At 35.7% G+C, this 22032-nt stretch carries 17 protein-coding genes; 6 read left to right on the forward strand and 11 right to left on the reverse strand.

The annotated features are described in order from the left end of the window. The first annotated feature begins 198 nt into the window (after positions 1-198). On the forward strand, positions 199-915 hold the full coding sequence (locus tag H5084_RS17225; RefSeq protein ID WP_182691830.1) for a hypothetical protein: 717 nt from the start codon (positions 199-201) through the stop codon (positions 913-915). A gap of 86 nt (positions 916-1001) precedes the next feature. On the opposite strand, the gene H5084_RS17230 is transcribed toward H5084_RS17225, so the two are convergent. Further along, a complete protein-coding gene (locus H5084_RS17230) occupies positions 1002-1547 on the reverse strand; it encodes a recombinase family protein (RefSeq protein ID WP_182691832.1) in 546 nt (181 codons plus the stop codon). Between the two features lie 421 nt (positions 1548-1968). Between H5084_RS17230 and H5084_RS17240 the strand changes: the two genes are divergently transcribed. Beyond that, the gene (locus H5084_RS17240; protein WP_182691836.1) at positions 1969-2775 is read left to right on the forward strand and encodes an HNH endonuclease; all 807 of its coding nucleotides are present in this window, start codon (positions 1969-1971) and stop codon (positions 2773-2775) included. Between the two features lie 465 nt (positions 2776-3240). Here H5084_RS17240 and H5084_RS17245 read toward each other — a convergent pair whose 3' ends face one another. The 8 genes from H5084_RS17245 to H5084_RS17280 form a co-directional block, all read right to left on the reverse strand. After that, entirely contained in the window at positions 3241-4575 is a 1335-nt protein-coding gene (locus tag H5084_RS17245; RefSeq protein WP_182691838.1) for a hypothetical protein, read from the reverse strand. 294 nt (positions 4576-4869) lie between these two features. Further along, entirely contained in the window at positions 4870-5295 is a 426-nt protein-coding gene (locus tag H5084_RS17250) for a hypothetical protein (protein ID WP_182691840.1), read from the reverse strand. A 9-nt stretch (positions 5296-5304) separates the two neighbouring features. Then, entirely contained in the window at positions 5305-5850 is a 546-nt protein-coding gene (locus H5084_RS17255) for a hypothetical protein (RefSeq protein ID WP_182691841.1), read from the reverse strand. A 549-nt stretch (positions 5851-6399) separates the two neighbouring features. Beyond that, complete coding sequence (locus H5084_RS17260; protein ID WP_182691844.1) at positions 6400-6609, reverse strand: hypothetical protein; 210 nt, start codon at positions 6607-6609, stop codon at positions 6400-6402. Between the two features lie 334 nt (positions 6610-6943). After that, positions 6944-7369 carry a hypothetical protein gene (locus H5084_RS17265; RefSeq protein ID WP_182691846.1) on the reverse strand — a complete coding sequence of 142 codons (426 nt, stop codon included), beginning with the start codon at positions 7367-7369 and terminating at the stop codon, positions 6944-6946. 10 nt (positions 7370-7379) lie between these two features. After that, a complete protein-coding gene (locus tag H5084_RS17270) occupies positions 7380-8684 on the reverse strand; it encodes a hypothetical protein (protein WP_182691848.1) in 1305 nt (434 codons plus the stop codon). Between the two features lie 551 nt (positions 8685-9235). Further along, entirely contained in the window at positions 9236-10327 is a 1092-nt protein-coding gene (locus H5084_RS17275) for a two-component system response regulator (protein ID WP_182691851.1), read from the reverse strand. After that, on the reverse strand, positions 10327-13503 hold the full coding sequence (locus tag H5084_RS17280) for a response regulator (protein ID WP_182691852.1): 3177 nt from the start codon (positions 13501-13503) through the stop codon (positions 10327-10329). The genes H5084_RS17275 and H5084_RS17280 overlap by 1 nt, the downstream gene beginning before the upstream one ends. Positions 13504-13964: 461 nt before the next feature. On the opposite strand from H5084_RS17280, the gene H5084_RS17285 reads away from it, so the two are divergent. After that, positions 13965-14573, forward strand: coding sequence for a MarC family protein (locus H5084_RS17285; protein WP_182691854.1), 609 nt, complete (start codon positions 13965-13967; stop codon positions 14571-14573). A 30-nt stretch (positions 14574-14603) separates the two neighbouring features. On the opposite strand, the gene H5084_RS17290 is transcribed toward H5084_RS17285, so the two are convergent. After that, the gene (locus H5084_RS17290; protein WP_182691856.1) at positions 14604-16868 is read right to left on the reverse strand and encodes an EAL domain-containing protein; all 2265 of its coding nucleotides are present in this window, start codon (positions 16866-16868) and stop codon (positions 14604-14606) included. A gap of 531 nt (positions 16869-17399) precedes the next feature. On the opposite strand from H5084_RS17290, the gene H5084_RS17295 reads away from it, so the two are divergent. From H5084_RS17295 to H5084_RS17305, 3 genes are all read left to right on the forward strand, one after another. Then, positions 17400-18572 carry a phosphoglycerate kinase gene (locus tag H5084_RS17295; protein ID WP_028870435.1) on the forward strand — a complete coding sequence of 391 codons (1173 nt, stop codon included), beginning with the start codon at positions 17400-17402 and terminating at the stop codon, positions 18570-18572. 120 nt (positions 18573-18692) lie between these two features. Then, a complete protein-coding gene (fbaA, locus tag H5084_RS17300) occupies positions 18693-19769 on the forward strand; it encodes a class II fructose-bisphosphate aldolase (RefSeq protein WP_028870436.1) in 1077 nt (358 codons plus the stop codon). A gap of 574 nt (positions 19770-20343) precedes the next feature. Then, complete coding sequence (locus H5084_RS17305) at positions 20344-21027, forward strand: SIMPL domain-containing protein (RefSeq protein WP_182691858.1); 684 nt, start codon at positions 20344-20346, stop codon at positions 21025-21027. A gap of 78 nt (positions 21028-21105) precedes the next feature. Here the strand turns inward: H5084_RS17305 and H5084_RS17310 are convergent, their stop codons facing one another. After that, positions 21106-21945 (reverse strand): hypothetical protein, encoded by an 840-nt coding sequence (locus H5084_RS17310; protein ID WP_028870438.1) that lies wholly within the window; start codon positions 21943-21945, stop codon positions 21106-21108. Positions 21946-22032 lie beyond the last annotated feature (87 nt).

Consider the following 22032-nt stretch of genomic DNA (forward strand, 5'->3'; position numbering starts at 1 on the left):
GAAAGAGTTGTTGCCACTGTGCGCTTGTTCTGTAAGTTTGCATTATCTGATCCGAATTTATTATTGAGCAGATATTTTTAAACAATCAGAAAGTCGATACTAGGTGTGCTTTGCTAGACGCTTACTTTTAAAGTGAAACTTTTGGCTTTATATAGTGATATTATATTTTAGATAATTTATAGATAAAATGGAGATGTTGTGATCAAATCAAGAGAAGGCTATTACTCAGATTATGAATATTATGCTGCTTATCGTGAGCTGATAATAAACGGACAGCGATGTACGTCTGAAAGTACTGATAAATTTGTTTTAACTTTAGCAAGTGCCTCAATTGGCTTGATCATTACATTATTAAGTAAATTAATATTTGACTCTAAAGCCCCTCAAATAATTACCTTTTATTATATAGAATACGGAATGTATTGCTTAGTGGTCTCTTTAATTTTAGTTATAGCTAGTATGATGTTGTCCTCTTTCATCTATCAAACAAATGGAAAATTATGTGATGAAATAATGAATAACAGAACTGATATTATAAATTTATTAGATGACGATGTCACCGACCTTCCTGAGGTTGTTGAATTTAAAGAAATACCTTTTTTACGTACTATAACCCAATGGACTCACTACTTTTCACCAGTATTTTTAATAATAGGTATATTATGTATCGGACTGTTTTTTATTAATAATACGGAGACTTTAAAACATGATCCCCAAACCGCCGCGGAGACCTACACCCAACTCTCCAACCATTCGAGTGCCACCGCCCCCTCGACCACCAATGGTTCAAGTTCCACCACCTCCACCACCTCCAAGAAAACCACCACAAAGGAGTTAGAAATGAGTGATGTAAAGATAAAGACAATGCCACCACCGCCGCCTCCACCTAAATCACCAGCAAACAAAGAGAAATAAATAATGACTAAAGAAATGAAAATAAAAAAGAGTGTTGATTTTCTCTCCTAAGTTACTATTTTGAAATAATTAAAGCGAGGTGTATTTCACCTCGCTGTATTCAACAACCTATAAACCGATGATAAACTAATATCCAACTTTTTAGATATTTGCTTACATGTCATACCATCATTAACAAACTCAAACACTTCATTTCTTTTAGCTAATGAAATCGGTTTTCTCCCTTTATATTTCCCTTTTTCTTTTGCAATGGCGATCCCCTCCGCTTGTCGTTCAAGTAATAATTCACGTTCAAAAGTTGCGATAGCACCAATTAAAGTAATCATCAAACGGCCTGTTGGGGAGGCTGTATCAATACCTAGGTTAATCACTTGTAATGAGACAGATTTACTATCCAGTAGCTCAACCACCTCTAATAAATGCTTCGTATTACGTGCTAAACGGCACAGCTTAGTTACCTTTATCGTGTCTCCCTCCCTAACATACTCCAACATACGATTAAGCTCTCCTCGCTCTTTCTTTGCACCGCTTTGCTTCTCTTGAAAGATGATTTCACATTCCACTAATGCGTTTAGCTGAGATTCTAAATTTTGCCCTGTCGTACTTACGCGTGCATATCCAACGGTTGCCATGATGTAGTCCTTTCTGAAGCTTTTAAAATGAAAATTTATGATTAGGTTTAAGGTATTTTAGAAACTGCACCAGCACAGAAATTAAGGCTGATTTAAGTAATTCTATGGCTAGTCTTTTGAATGTCATTGAGTTTAGTTCCATGGTTGTTTGTCATTACTTTCCTTATACCCGACAAGTACTTAGATGTTGAATTGGGTGTGCAAGAAGGGGCTTTGAGGTTCACTACTGTTCAAAACGATTAAAATATTGATACCAGTCAATTAATCACGGAGTAAACATGCACACTAATCGAATCACTCGCACTAAACGAGAAAAAATAATCTTACTGAGAGATGAGAACCTAACTCACTTAGCCATTGCTAACGAGGTTGGTTGTCATCGTAATACAGTTGGTAAAGTTTTAAAGCAGGAGGGATTGTCATGATGAATAATCAGGGGCTAAAACATTACGAATCCTACCGAGATGATGAGATTCGCTTTGAATACTCAGGCGGTTATGGAAAACACAATAAAAAAGTAATCTTAACGGTTTATGAATGTGAACCTGTTGCAGAAGTGTACCTAGATGATCATATTTTTATGTTGATAGATGCAGGAAGCCTTTATTTACTTGAGTCTAATGCATTTATTGCACATAAAAGAAATGATGGGCAGTTTTGTGGCAGAGCAAACGGGGCAAGTCGATCCTACATTCATCGGTTGATATTAATGCCTCCTACTAATTTACAGATAGACCATATTAACCATAACCCTCTCGATAACCGCATCAAAAACCTTAGAGAATGTTCTGCAAAGCAAAATAATATTGCCAAGCGAAATAGTCGAGTAAATGACACAATAGATACTGCTCTCATCGGGGTTGTTCATGTAAATAAGCTATTGGATGAAGATGTTGAGATTTATAAAGTACGACATCCAGTAGAGGGGGTGTTCCCCAAGAGTTTTAATTGTGAATGGGAGGCTGGTGAATATAGGGACGAGATAATTAGCGATTATTTTCTTACTGAATATCATGGCGGTGAGTGGAGCACTCTTAATTTCATTAATTGGAACTTCCCTCCCTGTGAAGCAGTAGAAGATGAAGTAAAAGCTTACGAGAACTATATGGAATATCATTGTCAATCAATGAGAGAAGATAGTGTTAAGTGGTTAAGTCAACAAAGCTGGACTAAGTCTTTCTACGATTGTTTTATGCTTAAGTGGGATGACAAATTAACCGCTCATTAGATTACAGGTTTACCCACCATATCTCCCTATATATGTGTGTGTATTTATTCAATAAATGTTGCAATGTTACAAACCTATCAAAAGCCCCGCCAATGCTAGGGGTACCTTGTAACTTTCTTGTGATTTTAGTGTAACTTTGTAACTTTTTACTGATGTAAAGTGTGGGGGCTTCTTTACTGCTTTATACATTGACAAAAGAAGTAATAAAAAGCATTATCGTATTTCTAGTGGTACAAAGTAGTGGTACAAAGTTAAGCTATTTAAAAATGACAAAGCCAGTAATTACGGGCTTTGTGGTTGGTTAGGCCTGTTTTGGGAGTTCGAATCTCTCCACCCCTGCCACATTTTAAAGCCCCGACTTATGTCGGGGCTTTTTCATTTCTACCTTTGCTATTTTCTTTGTTACTTGTATTAATAAGGAAACTTCAGTTAATAAAGATACTTCAGTTAATAAACATACCCTCCCTAAAAAGCAAAGCTATAAGAAACAGTAAAGATAGTTGCGTTATAATTGCTTGATTGATAATCAGATGAAATATCAAATAGATTTGAAGCATCATTGACTTGTACAAACATTACTTCTGCTTTTAATACGCTTAAAGGATTGAAGCGATAAGAGGTTCCCAGTGCTATTGAAAACTGATCATAACCTTGATGAATATCGGCTAAGACATGTTGTGAGGTATTAATCTGCTGTGTTTGCGCATCGCTAAGTACGCCATTAGGAATTTCATTATTATTTATTTTTTGGTAGGTATCTAAAGTATCTGTCTCTGTTTTTATTTGAGAGTAGAGCAGATAAGGCGTCCATTTATTCATTGTTTTTCGAAGTGATACGTATCCAGAAAGGGTATTTAAGCCAATATCAATATCCATATTTTTCCGTAATATCAGCTCGGATGCTAATCTAAAATCGTTTCCTAGGTGTATATCTGCCCCTATATTTGCAATAAACATATCATAACTATCAACTGCGACTGCACCATCACTAGCATAATTATTGTAAAAACCTATATCAGGTGAAAAGGCTTGATATCCAATCTCCTTAAGCCATAGACTATCGCCATAATTTTTGATCCTTGCCATATGTATTCCAGCTAGATAAGTATTCTCTGTCGTCTTATAAGTAATTGATGTACCAATAAGATCTAAAGTGACTTTATTATAAGTAGCCCCTGTTGAGTATGTCTCATCGAGGTCATCGCCAATATAGTATCGCCATTTATGCTTTGCTCTTCCTGCATAGGCATCGATAATAAATTCACTATCAGGCAGTGGAATTATTTTGGAAATTGAAACGCCAAGTATGTTATTAACAGGTGATTTTGAATCAAATTCAGCAGGTAGGCGCACATAATCATAAGTGACTCCAACATCTCGATTAACTGAATTAAGGTAACCAGGGATAGGCAACATACCTAAGTTAATAACCCATTCATTATTGGGACGGTAAGATAAAAAAGCCCATGTAAGTTCTGGATCAATGCCACTTTCTTGTGACTTATCAGCAGCTAATTTTACTTGGATGGTTGTTGTTAGTTTTGGTGTGAATTGTATATCTAGTTGGCCGGCAATCAGACTATCTTGAGCGAAGGTGCCTTCGTTATCAACATATTGCATATATTGGTAAGGCTGATCTGATATTGCATAACCTACCGTCCCAAAAGCAGAAAAATTATAACTAATTGCAGCACTCACATTGCTATGACAAAGCATCACGATAGTGAATGTTAATGTCATTTTTAACAATGTATTACATTTAATTAATGCGCAGTAGTTAGGTTTTTTTTTTGTAGTCAATTTCATTTCCAATGTTGTGCTTAGTTAAGTCCGTTTGTTACTACTTTGAGTACATCTTTATTGTTTACATCCGTCGAGATTAGCACCTACCTAATGTCGATTGGTTGTTCTGTCTTTGAGTTAAAATTTTTAAATCAAAGTATCAAGTTAATAGTAAGGTATTAATTTCTGAGCAACATAACTGTTCTCTAGTCGTTGCTATATTGAGATAATACTAATATCCGTACTTTCAACATTTAGTTTTGAGATAAATACTTCTTTCTTTATTTTTTAAATAGTTAACTCTAAAAAATACTACTTGCTGATGATTTTGATGTCGCTAGATAACACCACTAAATCCGTATCAATATAGCCAATTGCGCCGGGTGTCTCGATAATATAATCAATTGCAGCAGTGACTGATGAAAACTCCTTTGGCGGTGTGCCCTTACCAATGAAGCGCCGAACTGTCCAATAAGCTGAATATTTATCTTCATTCTGGGATAAATATTTTTGTAAAAAACGTTCTCTTAATGGATTTGATGGATCTTGGTTAACCGGTGTGACTGAAATGCCGTTAATTTCAACTATTTTCCCTGTATAAAGTCGGCTAATAATACGTGCATCAAGCCCATCTATATCTGTTTTATTGTAAGCAACCATCACCACTTCTGCTTTAACAGGTAGAGAGGTGATTAATACTAAGAATAGAGAGGCGATTGTGAATAGTTTATTTTTCATATTACCTCCCTAAAAAGCAAAACTATAAGAAATTGAAAAAACAGTCGTACTATAGTCCTTGGACGCTGCACCTGATGGAATATCGAACAAACTAGATGACTTACCGACTTGTACCATCATAATTTCAGCTTTAAGCATATTAACGGGGGTAAAGCGATATGACGTACCGATTGCAATAGAAAATTGGTCGTAGGCTTCAAATGAATCTGCAATGACGTGTTGAGATGCATTAATCGCACTTGCAGAAGGGATATAATTTGGTACTTGGTTATTATCTATTTGGCTATAGGCTTTAAAGTCATCACTGATGGTTTTGATTTGAGAATAGAAAATATAAGGTGTCCAGTTATTAATTTTTGTCTGCAAAGAGATATAACCTGCAATACTATTAATGCCTGTTTCAATGTCATTGGTATTTCTAATCGCTAGTTCTGCTGCTAACCTAACCTCATTACTGAGATAGATATCTGCCCCAATATTAGCAATATAGAGATCAAAGCTATTAGCTGTTGTCGTACCACTATTTTCTTGGTCGTTATAGTAACCAATTCCCAATTCTGGAATGATGTCTGTAAATCCTGTTTTTTTGACCCATGGTTGTCCATTTGCTTTTTTTATAGTGGCTCTGTGTAACCCAGCTAAATAGGTGTTATGAGTGGTTTTATAAGTGATTGAAGTACCGACAACCTCTACCTCTAGCTTATAATAATCAGCCCCTTCTTGATAAAAACCCTCAATATCATCACCAATATAATATCGTGAAGCTGCTTTAGTTTTACCTGCGTAGGCGTCGATGATGATCTCATTATCAGCTAAAGCAAAGGTTTTACTGACGGATGCACCTAGAAAGCTATAAATAGGAGAGGTTGAATCAAATTCACTCGGAAGACGGGCATAATCATAAGTAACACCAACATCGCGATTGACTGAATTGAGGTAACCCGGTATCTGTAATTTACCGGCTCTAAATAACCAATCATTAGTTGGGCGGTAAGATAAAAAGGCCCATGTAATGTCCGCATCAAGACCTGTTTCTTGAGATTCACTAGCCGCGACTTTAGCTTGGATAGTTGCACTTAATTTAGGATCAAATTTAATATCTAGTTATCCTGCTAGTAGACTATCGCGAGCAAATGTACCTTGATCATCAATATATTGTAGATACTTAAAAGGTTGGTCTGAGAGCGTATAACCTAGCGTACCAAAGCCTGAAAAATTATAGTTTATTTCAGCGTTAGCAGAGGGTATAAAAAACGATGACATCAATATAGTTGTTATCAGTCCTTGATAATAATAAAAATATTTTTTACTCAACTTTCTTCCTTAAACATATTGCTTATCATTAAATTACTTTAGTTCATCCATGAACTTATAGCTTACTGTTCCACTATAATGTGCGCGTTAGAGCTTGATCTTAATACCTAGAGATTATTTGCCTAAGTTGTTGCTGATTTTTATATTTTGTATGATAAATAATATAAACATATACCTAAATGGAGGCGTTTAAAAGATATTGAGTCTATCAATAGAGCCCTTTAGTGTATTAATGTGAAGTTAAAAATATAAAATCAGTTGATACCAATCATTTAAGCTTTCTGTATTAGATTAATGTTCGCTCTTTGTTTGTCGTCGTAAAGTTATTAATGATCTACTGATTTATTATTTTTACAGAGCTAGGGACAGAGATTGAATCGGTGTCAATATAACCTATTGCTCCGGGTGTTTCACCGACGTAATTAATAATATCGGTTACTGATGCCAATTCTTTAGGTGGGGTTCCCTTACCAATGAAGCGCCTCACTGTCCAATATGCCGAGTATTCATTTTCATCCTGTGACAAATACTTTTCTAAAAATTTATTTCTTAAAGCGGTTGTCTGAGTGCTATTAATAGGTATTACGGAAACCCCTTCAATTTCTATTATTTTACCAGTATAAATTCGACTGATAATACGTGTGTTGAGTTCTGAAAACACTGTTTTACTATTGCCTATAATCACTAGCTCTGATTGAGCAGGGGTGGAAACAAAAAGTATTAATATCAGTGAGGTAATAATGAATCCTTGATTAGTCATTTGTCACCTCCTAAAAAGCAAAGCTATAGGAGAGAGAAAATATTGTCGTCGAGTAATTACTACTTTCACTCTGGGATGAAACATCAAATAGACTTGATGTATCATCAACTTCAACAAACATTATTTCAGCTTTTAATACACTCACTGGGCTAAAGCGATAGGATGTACCAATAGCAACAGAGAATTGGTCATATGCTTGATAAATATCCGCTATAACATGCTGTGATGCATTGACTAAGCCTGCGTTAGGAATTGCACTTGGGACTTGATTGCTATCTATTCGCTGATGTTTTTTTAAATCATTACTGAATGTCTTAATCTGCGAATAGAAAATATAAGGGGTCCATTTATCTATTCTTTTCTGTAGTGACACGTAACCTAAAACACCGTTTATGCCAATATTGAGATCATTGGTTTTTCTATAAACTAACTCAGAAGCTAAGCGAAGGTCATTACCAAGATAAATATCTGCTCCAATATTCGCAAGATATAAATCCAAACGATTGGTTACAGAAGCACCACTGCTAAGATCATTATTGTAATACCCGATTTCTGAACCCGGTATAACCTCTGTGAATCCTATCTCTTTTAACCATTCTTCACCTCCTTCATTTTTTACTTTTACTCTATGCATTGCTGCAACAAAGGTATGTTTAGGTGTTTTGTAACTAAAGGACATACCAACAAGATCAATATCCACTTGGTTATAGCTACTACCTTGAGTGTAAGCGCCTAATATCTCATTACCGATATAGTAGCGAAGATCTGTTGTTTTTTTACCAGCATAGAGATCAACAATAAAATCACTGTCATCAAAGTTGAATGTTTTACTGATTGCCGCTCCTGTGAAATGATATATAGGAGAGGTTGAGTCGGTTTCTGCAGGTAAACGAACGTAATTATAAGTGACACCTACATCTCTATTCACTGAGTTTAGGTAGCCAGGTACTTGTAATTCACCGATACGAAATAGCCAGTCATTATTTGGACGATAAGACAAAAAAGCCCAAGTGATATCAACATCCACTCCGTTAGCTTGTGAGTTATTGGCTGCAAGTTTAGCTTGTATTGTTGCACTTAACTTGGAAGAAAATTTAATGTCAAGTTGTACTGCGATTAAGCTGTCCTTTGAAAAAGTTCCTTCATTATCAATATATTGAAGATATGGTGAGGGATTATTTGAAACAGCAAAACCTAGGGTACCAAAACCTGAAAAATCATAACTTATCTCTGCGTGTGCATTGTTATGATAAAGCATAGCCAGTGGTAACATTTTAATCAGGAGTTTGTAATCAAAAAGGCTATTGATAGCCAAGTTATATTTCCAACATAAATTATTTAGTCCACTTATTGATATAAATATGTCGTAGAATCGAATCCTTTTTTTATCTACTCTGTTTTTTTTGCAAGGGATGAAGCTTAAAAAGTTTGCGAGTCACTTTACTTTTGTAAGCACTTATCATTTATTATTTACCCTATTTTGATTATAGTTTATATCATTTTATTTGTTTTATTTGATCTTTTTTGGTTGCTCCAATACTTATTGGAGTTGATATTTACTTTTTATTAACATTCTTAGTGGCTTATATCGATATCTAAATTTTATAAATAAAAAGGAATGTCACTTTTTTCTCAAAAGAGGACGCCTCGTGGCAGACTGTATTATCGGAGTTTTTATTGCGGGAGAAGAAAGTGATACTTTCACGCATTACCTAATGAAGTTTTTACTTAATAAGTATGTCAATTTTCAACGCTGATTTAAGTAATAAAGTCTGATTACTTAAATCATTGATATATTCAGCCATCATTATTCCACTCTCAGATTAGATACAACAGCGATAAATAGGTGAATCAAAATAGTGTACTTTAATCATCTGGCCAATTATCTATGATTGATATGCATTTTTCTTCAATGGCAAACAATGCCTCAACAATTTCAGGGTCGAAATGATGGCCTTTGCCTTTAGCAATTATCTCCATTGATTGCTGATGTGAAAAAGGTTCTTTATAGGGCCGTGCACTACGTAATGCGTCATAGACATCGGCGACAGCCATTAACCTAGCTGCTAACGGAATATTATTACCTACCAATGCTTTCGGATATCCAGAACCATCCCATTTTTCATGGTGATAGAGTGCGATATCCATTGCATAACGGAGTAGTTCACCTTGCCCCCCCATCAAACCACTGGCTTGTTTTAGAATGTCATAACCACGTTGTGAGTGAGTTTTCATTATTTCAAACTCAGCCTCAGTATGCCTGCCTGGTTTAAGCAAAATATTATCTGGTATGGTTATTTTACCGATATCGTGTAATGGCGATGACTTGGTGATCAAATCAATGACTTCGGGTGTTAATGTAAACGCATAATGAGGCAATTTAGTCAGTTCCTCTGCTAGCGAGCGAACATATTCCTGTGTACGACGAATATGGTTACCTGTGCACTCATCTCGAAACTCTGCAAGAGAGACCATTACATATATAGTCGCATCTTGTAATTTGTTCACTTGAGCTAAGCGTCGTGACACTTCTTTTTCTAACCAAATGTTATTATCAAGTAAATAATTTTGCCAAGTTTTAAGCTTAATATGTGTATTCACCCTCGCCATGACTATCGAAGGACTGATAGGTTTATGTATAAAATCGACGGCGCCTAATTCAAAACCACGCTCTTCATCTTCTACTGAAACTTTAGCAGTTAAAAATATAATAGGGACGTGCTGTGTTATTTCACTTTCTTTTAGGCGAATACATACTTCATAGCCATCGATATCTGGCATCATGATATCAAGTAATATCAAATCTGGAGGCGAAGCAAGTGCAAGTTCAATCGCTTTTTTTCCATTGTTAGCCGCTACAATCCGATATTTATCTTTAAGTAAGCCCATTAAAAGAGTTAGATTTGCCGGTGTATCATCCACAATTAAAATAGTAGGTTTGTCATTTAACCCCGTCATTAATACATTCCTTCTCTATTTTTATATTCTTGTAAGTGATTTAAAGCACTATCAAATTCAAAATTATTGATACATTGGTTAATTTGTAAAAGTATTTTTTCAGGTAATACATTGGTTAATAGTGGATAGTTTCTATTCCATTGTTCGATAACTTCTACATCACTCTCTAAAAGTAGACACTCTAATAATATAAGTACATCGCTAATTACCGATATTGTTGGACTTTTGTGAGGTTCGCTATGAAGGTGTATTTTTTTTAATTGGATTAATAACGGGTTTAATTCAGTGAGTAGTTTATTTAGGATCACTGTCGCCGAGGAGTAACTTGCATGTTTACACACTTGCTCAAGCTCAACGGCTGGTTGAGTCAATTGATTAGCTCCTATTGTTTCCGTCAAACCTTTTAAGGAATGGGCCATTAACTCTGCGCTCTTCCAATCTCTTGCTGCTAATAATAATGTAAACTTTTCCGAAAAATTTTTGAAATCGTTAAAAAAATTAACTAGCACTTTTTGGTATAAGTCAGCTCTGCCTGCTGAATTCTTTAAGCCCTGGACGATATTCAAACCTGTAATAGGAGCAAACATAGCCTCGCTATCAATGGTTTTATTAGTTTCCGTGGCAAGAGGTAACAGAGACATCTTATTATGCAATTCATAGATTGTGGCGTAGAGTAATTCGGGAATTATCGGCTTTGATATATGTCCGTTCATGCCACAAAGACGGCTCTTCTGAATATCTTGCTCCATCGCATGTGCTGTCATCGCGACAATAGGCAAGCCTGCAAATTCTTGATGCTCACGTAATAGTTTAGTTGCTGCATAGCCATCCATGACAGGCATTTGCAAATCCATTAACACGATATTATATTGGGTTATTTTGCCATTTAATATTTTTTGTACTGCTTCTTGCCCGTTATTTGCCGTATCAATTAAAGCGCCTTTCATTTTTAATAATTCTATCGCGAGTTGTTGATTGGTTTTGTTATCTTCTACTAATAATACCTTAATGCCCTGTAGACTTAGCTCGTTTTTAGTTGAGATAGGCCGAGCCAATTTGCTTTCTGAAGTGGTAATTGAATTGAATACATTCTTCAGTGTTGTCGGTAAAATAGGTTTAGATAATAAATGTTCAATCGCATATTTTGTGGCTGTTTTATGCATATTTCCATATTCATTAGCAGACATCATGATCAACTTAGTTTTCTCTAAATATTTTTTCTCACTGTGGGATTGTAAAAACTGCTTTCCTGAAATATCTTTACTCGTCCAATCAAAAAAGACTAAATCATAAGGTGTTCCTGTATCATATTTATTTTGTATCATGAGAAGGCCCTCAAGACCACTATCGGTCATTTCTATGCCATGCTCAACCTCACTGCCTACTTCAAGTCGTTGCATCATCGCTTGTAAATGCAATCTTGATTTTTGTTGTTGATCAACAATCAACACTCGTAAATTTGCAACATTGATTTGGCTATGGGCAAAGGGCTGTTTTTCAGGTAAATCAAATTTTGCACTGAATGAAAAAGTAGTTCCTTTATGTGGGGTGCTGTTGACCTTTATTTCCCCCTCCATTAATTCGATTAAATTCTTTGTGATAGCAAGGCCTAAACCAGTACCGCCATACTTACGTGTTGTTGAGCTATCTGCTTGTTCAAACTCTAGAAATAATCGACTCACTTGCTCATCTGTCATACCGATACCAGTATCCTCTACTGAGAAGCTAAGTGTTGTTTGTGTAGCGGTGTTTTCTATTGTGGAGATGGTGAGTTTTATGTGACCACATTGGGTAAATTTGATCGCATTTGATAATAGGTTATTTAGTATCTGGCCGAGCCTAATGGCGTCGCCAACAAGCACTTTAGTGTCATTCAATAATGAATTACTTGTTATCTCTACTAGCATTTCAATGTCTTTTTTCGCCAAGCTTTGCTTGACCAAGGATAATGAATTAATTATCGCCGTTTCTAATTGAAATGAGGTCTTTTCAAGTTCTATTTTACCTGCTTCTATTTTTGAAAAGTCTAAAATATCATTAATAATATTAAGTAAAGATTGACCTGCATTATGAATCGTTTCTATGTAATTCGCTTGTTGTGAAGAAAGTTTGGTATTCAATGCTAAGTACGCCATACCAATAATCGCGTTCATTGGCGTTCTTATTTCATGGCTCATATTAGCTAGAAATATCGACTTAGCTTGTGTTGCTTCCTGCACAATTAGGTTTGCATGTTCTAATTTCTTTTGGCTTATGTTTCTATTATCTATATCTTTGCCAATGGATTCGGACATGTGATCTAGTGTTTTTCCCAAAGTTAATAACTCTTCTGCGGCTCGCATTTTAGAAACTCGTGCAGAATATTGCCCTGATGCTAAACATTCCGCGACCTTTGAAAGTAAACTAATAGGGTTTAAAATAAATTGTCTAAATAAAAGATAAATAAGCAAAATAAGTAGAAAGGTCAATAACAAACCGATACTCGCTTTTGTTATTAAGGTATTTAACAGTGTGCTCGCTTCTTGTATTGCGTTGTCGGTTCGCTTTTGCACTTGCTGTGATAAATTGAATAAAGCATGTGAGAGTGTGGCTTTTTCTGCATTATATGTATTGCTGTATATTAACTTATTTGCATAATCTAAATTTGGCTCCCCGTCAGAAACATATTCATTATTGTTAATGTCATATAACCCCTGTGTACTGGCAAAGGCTATTTGCTCAACATTTTTTAATGTTTCTAGAGCCTTTAAAATCTCTTGCAGTAACAGCAATTCTTGCTGAGTAAAGCCTAACCCTTTCATTTTTGTAGTTAACGAAGTACCTCCTTGCGTTGCTAATGATGCGTGAGATTCTCTTTCGGCAATAACGTCTGCCCAATATAATGACGGGATGTAGTTTTCAGGTGCGTGTTTCGTCCCATTTCGAATGGCAATAATATCGTAATAATAAAAAAGATAACGTGTTTCACTGGTAGAAATAAAAAGCCTAACCAGTTGCGCTAGCTCGTTGGTTTCTACTTGTAATCCATTGGTGAGGTTAATAGATGCTTTACTATGTTGTTGTGTTTGTATCAGGTTGTTGTAAGCTTTTTTCACTTCCAAAGTGACATAATAATTTGCGCAGAGGATCAGTGAGAGAAACAAGGAAACATAAATAGATGCTTTTGAAAGTTTCATGTTTTCCTCGATCCTCTTTAAGCACATTTTTAATAATATTAATGGCTGATTAATGTTAATAGTAGCTACCGTAGTATGTCCTGAATGCTCGAAAGATCATTATGTTAGAGTTAACTGTAGTGATAATGGCGTTCTTTTCTGAAAACCGCTTTGCAATTAAAGTCAAATATAGCTGACTTTTTTGGCAGTCTTTATAGGCCATTCATTACTTTAAGTTAGTAATAAATGGGATCTTTCAATTCATCGTAAAATGTCACTTATGTCTGTTTTTTGCCTCTTGATAGCTAATAGTAGGCTTTTAACTTCATTTGTACATGATCTAATTAATAAATTCTGTGATTAAACATTATAATATTGAGCTTATTTTTCTATGAATTGAGTATTCATTATGTGATTGGCGTAATTATTTTATGGTATATTATTTATCAAAACGGATTAAATATAACAGGAATAATATTATTATGATTGATTATGTCGCAACTTTTATTTTCTTGTTTGCAGTTATTGACCCGATTGGTACGGTTCCTGTATTTATGGCTGTTACCAGTCATTTTGACCATAAAGAGAAACGTAAAGTTGCGTTAAAAGCGACGGGTTATTCAGCCGTTATTTTGCTTTTCTTTTTGGTCGCCGGCGAGTTTATCCTGACCTCTATTGAAATTCCTCTCTCTGCTTTTCAAATAGCGGGGGGGATCGTACTGTTTTTGTTTGCTTTATCGATGATATTTGGAGAGAGTAAACCAGATATTGAACGTAAGATGTCAGCCAAGCAAAATGAAGCTGCCATTTTCCCCATCGCGACTCCATCAATTGCTAGCCCAGGTGCGATGTTAGGCATTGTCTTATTAACTGAAAACTCAAGTTATAGTATTTGGGAGCAAACTCAAACCGCATTAATTATGCTCTTAGTCTTGTTGATTACAATGTTGCTGATGTTAGCGGCGAGCCAAATACATCGTGTTATTGGCAATGCTGGTGCGAGCCTTATTAGCCGAGTGATGGGTATGATATTAGCCTCCGTTGCGGTGGCCAATGTCCTAGCAGGTATCAAGCAATACTTTTTACTTTAATTTTTTGCTCGTATAAATATTTGTACCACTTTATTGGCGTTGTTTAATAAAGAGCTCCAACTCTTTGATCGGTAAAGCTCTAGAGAAGTGGTAACCTTGAAATAAATCACATCCGTACTCCACAAGGATCTCTGCATGCTCTGCGGTTTCAACGCCTTCTGCTAATACTCGCATATTTAAGTTTTTTCCCATACCGATAATACTTTTCACCATCGCTTTATCTGTTTTATTTTTGTTGATGTCTTGGACAAAGCTTTTATCTATTTTTAATTGATCAATGGGCACATCTCTAAGCATGCTAAGAGAGGAATAACCTGTGCCAAAATCGTCTAAAGCTAAGGAAATATTATGATCTTTCATTTTAGTAAAAATGGGGCGAAGTACATCAATGCTTTCAATAAATAAACTTTCAGTTATTTCGATTGTAATGGGTAGGTTTTTCTCTCCAAAATACAAAATACTTTTAATTAATGCTTCAAAAAAATTTGTCTGTACAAACTGCCTCACTGAAACATTGATCGATAAAGCAAATGTTGTTTTTGACTTGCGTTGTAAGCTACTTATTTCATACATAGCTCTGTTCATTATGTGTTGGCCAAGGACTGGCATTAAGCCTGTTTTTTCTGCAATAGGTATAAAAATATCCGGCGCTATAACACCTAACGTTTTACTTTCCCAGCGAACCAATGCTTCTACGCCATAGAGTTTATTGAACGTGTCCATTTGCGGTTGATAAACGAGACTGATTTCGTTTTCTTCAATAGCAAAGCGTAATGCTTGTTCTATTTTCGTTTGTTTGAGCAGGTGTTGATGGACCTCTTGTGAAAAGAAAAGGTAGTGGTTTTTGGTTTTTTTCGCTATCAACATGCTATTTTCAGCATAGCTTATTAAAGTATCTAACTGTTTTGCATCGCGTGGATAACAGGCTATACCTATTGAACTAGTAATAGATAAATTATGATTAAAAATACAGTGCATTTCAGCTAAATCATCAAGTAGTTTTTTAGCAAAATCAGATATTTTTTGTTTATTTTCCATTTCTATTAATAAAATGAATTGGTCACCACTATAGCGAATTAAATCACCTGACTTCCCTTTTTTCACCGTTAAACTCTGTTGAATTCGAAGACTAACTGCCTTTAATAAAGCATCCCCATACTTGTGCCCAAAGGAGTCGTTAATGTTTTTAAAGTTATCTAAATCAATATATAACATTGAAAATGGTTTTTTAACGTTGGTTAGATCGTGGATTAAATGGGGTAATACAGAACGATTATAACAATCAGTCAAATCATCATGTTCTGTTTTATAGGTCAATTCTGTTAACTTATTTTGTTCTATTTTGATTATCCATTTGAAGAGGAAAAAAATCACCGCTAAAAAGACAAAATATAAAATGTAGTAATAGGCTGATGTGTAAAGTAATGGGTTGTTAATACTGGTTAATGAGCGGCTAGCATGCGTCCAGAATTGATATTGTTTATTAAAGGATAAACTATGTAATTCCTCTTTATTTTTATTATTGAAAGTGAATTGAACCACTTCTTCTGTATCACGCAACATTTCAAGCGTTAAATTTTGTTTCTTGAGTTCTTTTTCTATTTCATTGCGATGTTGTTCTGTAAACGGAGTTGAAAAATTCTCTGCGTATTCTTTAGCGCCCAATGTAGTGTCTAAAAGACGATAGAAACTTTGATCGAGAATCAGCATTAGTGAGTTACCAAAGGACTCTGATAGAGGCCACTTGGGTTGTAATTTATTAATAAGAATCGCAGAAAATAAAAAACCTGTCACTGATCCCTGTTTATCAATCAACGCTTTACGTATCGGGATGATCCATCTTTTAGTGATAGGTGAAAAAATAGGACGGCTGATCATTAACTTATCAGCGGTGACTGGACCATAAAAGCCTTGTTCAACGTAGTGATGGCCTTTCAATTCAAAGAGTTTTTGCGGAAGGTTGTCACTTTTTGCACGTAAAGTACCGTCTAAATTAAACACAGCAAAACCTGCTATTAAATCTGATTTCTTTAGTATTTTTTGTAACACCGATTGATTAAATTGATGGTCTTCATTAAATCCGACATTGATAAGATCTAATATAGACTCGTAGGTGGATAATAAAGAATTGATATCCGCTTTAACTATTTTGGTTATATACAGTTGTTCATATTTTCTTTTTGTTAATAATTCATCATATTTACCATATACAGTAGTGAGTAACAGAATGGTTGTGAACACGACTAGGCAAAAATAGATTCGCCAGGTATGTCGAATTAACTGAATAATATTCATTAATTAACGGTACTCTTTTCTTTTGTGTGTGCAAATAACTGATATAAATAATAAGGCGTTATTTTACCATCTAATTAGCAGTATTAACATGATGATAAATTCACATTTTTATCATTTAGGGTAGGGGGGATCTACTTATTGCATTATTTAGCCCATTTAATGCAATGAATTATATCTTTTTGTGCCATTAAATAAACTGACTTTCTGTCGTTTTTTTAAGCGTTTTAAAAGAAGTTTGACTTAGATGATATAAATCAAACCACTCCACCCCATTAAAAAGGTAAATTACACACCATTGCGATTTGTGATCGATGTAACAAACACTTTGGTTTATAATGCGCTCAGATATTCAGAATATAACGACATAATGTTGTATTTTAGACTGCGTCAACGCAGAGCCTGTCACTATCTAGGTAACGATTGGGCCGGTAGAGAATAGGTAAGAAATTTTATAGTTTTTAAAATAGTTTTCAAAAAAGTTTTTAAAATGATTTCAAAAATAGTTTTCAAAATAAAATGAGAGGACACATCATGTCAGTAAAAAAAATGGTTGATCTAGATTTAGCCGGTAAACGAGTATTTATCCGTCAAGATCTTAACGTTCCAATTAAGGATGGCAAAGTAACATCAGATGCGCGTATTCGTGCTTCAATTCCAACAATTAAATTAGCCTTAGAAAAAGGCGCTAAAGTGATGATTACGTCACACTTAGGTCGCCCAACTGAAGGCGCGTCTGCTGAAGAAAACGCAGCGTTCTCTCTACAACCTGTTGTTGATTACTTAAATGAAGCGCTAGACGTACCAGTGCGTTTAGCAACTGACTACTTAAATGGCTTAGAACTTAATGCTGGTGAAGTGGTTGTACTTGAAAATGTTCGCTTCAACAAAGGCGAGAAGAAAAACGATGAAACATTATCTAAGCAATTAGCTGCATTATGTGATGTTTACGTAATGGATGCATTTGGTACGGCTCACCGTGCTCAATCTTCTACTAACGGTGCTGGTCTATTTGCTCCTGTTGCTTGTGCTGGTCCTTTATTAGCTGCAGAGCTAGAAGCACTAGGTAAAGCAATGGATAACCCTGCTCGCCCATTAGTTGCAATCGTTGGTGGTTCTAAAGTATCAACTAAATTAACAGTATTAGAGTCATTATCTAAAATTGCAGACCAATTAGTTGTTGGTGGTGGTATCGCGAACACATTTATCGCAGCACAAGGTCACAATGTTGGTAAATCATTATACGAAGCTGATTTAGTTGAAACAGCTAAAAAATTAATGGTTGAATGTGCAATCCCTGTTGCTACAGACGTTGCATGTGCAAAAGCATTTGATGAAAATGCTGAAGCAGTGATCAAAAATGTTGCAGACGTACAAGATGACGATATGATTTTCGACTTAGGTCCAGATTCAACGGCGGCATTAGCGACTATCTTAAAAGGTGCTAAAACAATTCTTTGGAATGGCCCGGTTGGCGTGTTCGAATTCAAAAACTTTGAAGCAGGTACAGCTGGAATCTCTAAAGCGATTGCTGAATCAGATGCATTCTCTGTTGCTGGTGGTGGTGATACGCTGGCGGCTATCGACAAGTTTGGTATTACTGCAGATGTTTCTTACATCTCTACAGGTGGCGGTGCTTTCCTTGAGTTTGTTGAAGGTAAAGAGTTACCGGCAGTAGCAATGTTAGAATTACGAGCTAACGATTAATTCAAATGTTTAGAGCGAGATTTTATCTCGCTTTTTTATGCGTATTCTTTGTGACATAATTGTCTTAGAATCGCGAAACGAAACAGATTTTAATTTAAAACAATAGATAGGGTATATCTCATGACTAAGATTTTAGACGTTGTACAACCTGGTGTTATCACTGGTGATGATCTTCAAAAAGTATTTGCTGTTGCAAAAGAGCATAAATTTGCACTTCCAGCGGTAAACGTTGTTGGTTCAGATTCAATCAATGCTGTACTTGAAGCTGCTGCTAAAGTTAAAGCGCCAGTTGTTATTCAATTCTCTAACGGCGGTGCTGTATTTAACGCTGGTAAAGGTCTTAAACTTGACGGTCAAGAAGCAGCTGTTTTAGGTGCTGTTTCTGGTGCTAAGCACGTACACGCAATGGCTGCTGCTTACGGTGTTCCAGTTATTCTACATACTGACCACGCCGCTAAAAAATTACTACCATGGATCGACGGATTATTAGATGCTTCTGAAGCACATTTCGCAGAAACAGGTAAACCATTATTCTCTTCTCACATGATCGATCTTTCTGAAGAACCATTAGAAGAAAACATCGAAATCTGTGGTAAATACCTAGCGCGTATGGCTAAAATGGGTATGACACTAGAAATCGAACTAGGTTGTACTGGTGGCGAAGAAGACGGCGTTGATAACTCAGATATGGATGATTCTTTACTTTACACTCAACCATCTGAAGTTGATTACGCATACGTTGAATTATCAAAAATCAGCCCACGTTTCACTATCGCTGCTTCTTTCGGTAACGTACACGGTGTATATAAGCCAGGTAACGTTAAACTAACCCCAACAATTTTACGTGATTCTCAAAAATTCGTTTCTGAAAAACACGGCCTTCCTACTAACTCATTAAACTTCGTATTCCACGGTGGTTCTGGTTCTTCTGAAGCAGAAATCCAAGAGTCTATCGGTTACGGTGTTATCAAAATGAATATCGATACAGATACACAGTGGGCATGTTGGGATGGCGTTCGTGTTTACGAAGCGGCTAACCGTGATTTCTTACAAGGTCAAATCGGTAACCCAACGGGTGAAGATGCTCCTAACAAGAAATACTACGATCCACGTGTTTGGTTACGCGCAGGTCAAGCATCAATGGTTACTCGTTTAGAGAAAGCATTCTCTGACCTTAATGCAGTAGACGTACTATAATTTAACCGCTTTATAGGTTAACTTTATAAGTAGATAGAGCCAGCTTAATTGCTGGCTTTTTTTTACCATTAATTTACTTATCTCAACCTATCAACCTATCAACCTACCATCCTATCAACCACCAACCTACCAACTTATCACGATCACAATCTATGACTTGTCCATATGATGCCATTCTCATTAGGTTGCCCCTTCCTCACTCTCTGAGCATAGATTAAGTTATTGAGAATGAAGTGATGCTGCAATTAATGAAAGTAGAGAGCTTATCTAGCTGCTTTGCTTGATGTTGAGGCTCAAATTAAGGCTTAAAGTTGAAAGGGAAAGCCGGCCGATTTTTATAAGCGGTATGATATTAAAAACTTAACCTTATTATGGAACAACCCTCTCTAACGTGTTTAATGCGCAGGTTACGTTTTTACTATTTAGGTAGTTTTGGGGCTCCATAACTTAATGATTAATTCTTCTCATCAATATTTTTAATTAAGCAGAGAATAAGCCTAGCTCTGCTTGGTATTACCAAAGGAATCTAGGTATTATATAGCTTTAAAATTGGCTGCGTAATCTGAGAGGAATGATGAAAATAATCAATATAATACTGCTGAGTTGTTTGTTAACGGCAACGGGACAGGCTGCAACATTACCTGATCAACCTCATATTTCAGTATCAGGCAATGCAAAAATACACATTAAACCAGATACTGTGCGCATTGAGTTTCAAGCTATTGCCATGGAAAATGATGCTGATAATGCAAAGCAAATGGTGGATCAGCAAGTACAGCAAGTCTTGTCTCAATTACAAAAAAGTGAATTTGATCAAGCATTACTAACACGTGCCGATGTGCAATTGCGTCCTGAATACGAGTATATTGAGAAAAAACGTACTCAAGTCGGGATTAAAGCAACACGTAATTTAAGTTATCAATTAGACGATGTAGAAAAGTTAAATAAGTTATTACAGATCTTAGTGAAAAATGATATTTCAAATATTGGGCAAATTAACTATTCACTTAAAGAACCCTTACAGTGGCAAATAAAAGCACGTGATATGGCTGTACAAGATTCTATTAGCAAAGCTGAAGGGTTAGCCAACAGTTACCACAGCGCTTTAGGTAATGTGTATTCGATTAACTACCAAACCCACAATGCTCAACCTATTTTGATGCGAGCAATGGAAAGTGATCAAGTTGCACCAAGCTATCAAAATAATCAGATAGAAATCAATGAACGTGTAGAAGCAGTCTTTTTATTAAAGCCTTAGTCTCTTTATCTTAAGTTATGAAGACTGTGGGAAGCAGGGGCTTCCTGCAATAAGAAACTATAAGGCATCATTTAACGGCTAAACGATACTAATAGTTAACTGTTGTGCCAGTGAGTTGAAATGCATGCTTTTGGTTTCATTAGGCAGGAATAATTGCTGTAAGTGGTTGATCAAGTCGATACACCTTTCCTTTGCAAAGCTTGTTTCAATACTCAGGTAAGTACTCATTTTCTCAGGGGTTAAGTGCAGGGTGATATAATCTTCACCACAAATGGCATTCAATGAATAACCTTTTGGGCTAAAGCTGTAATGGTCGATTAACAAATTTTCACGCAATGGATCTTCTTTAAATGGAGGCTCAAACAATAATCTGATTTTTAATGCTGCTAAAATAGTTTGTTTGTCTAACGGGTTAGTTTGTAACGTTTTTGCTAGCTCACTATTTAACCCATGCAGCATATAAATACTTTGCGTTATTATGCTACCTGATGAAACCTCACCAAATACAAATAAATCCCCTTGATAGCCGTCTCGCCAATGCATGTTTTGGCCGTTAAACTGCTTTTCTAATAGCAGAGTGTCCTGTTTGAAGTTAGAACGCTGTAATTGTGGTTTTAAGGCTTGATGACGTTGAAAAATAAGGGTGCTGATATGTTGTTTAGTAAATTGTTGTTGAATAAACAGGGCCGCTTTAACTAATTGTGTATTACCACAGGTAATTAAAATCAGTTTATTTTTCCATACAAATAAACTGGATTCTGAAAGCAAGTAAGCTTTTACCTGTGAATTACGAATACTTGATAATACTTCAGCTCCACAATGTGCGACTAACTTTATCCAAAACTCATCTTCAAAATCAAAAAGATTGAGTCCTTTTGTGTTGATGACTAAACGTTTCTCAGTGCCTTCATAAAACATTGTAGCGCACCTTTACATAATGTGAGAGAAATAATCCAGGCAATAGGAATACGGGGGCAGTAGTGACCGTTACTCGATAAGCGCTAG

It is taken from the genome of Psychromonas sp. SR45-3, assembly GCF_014163575.1.
Classification (GTDB): domain Bacteria; phylum Pseudomonadota; class Gammaproteobacteria; order Enterobacterales; family Psychromonadaceae; genus Psychromonas; species Psychromonas arctica.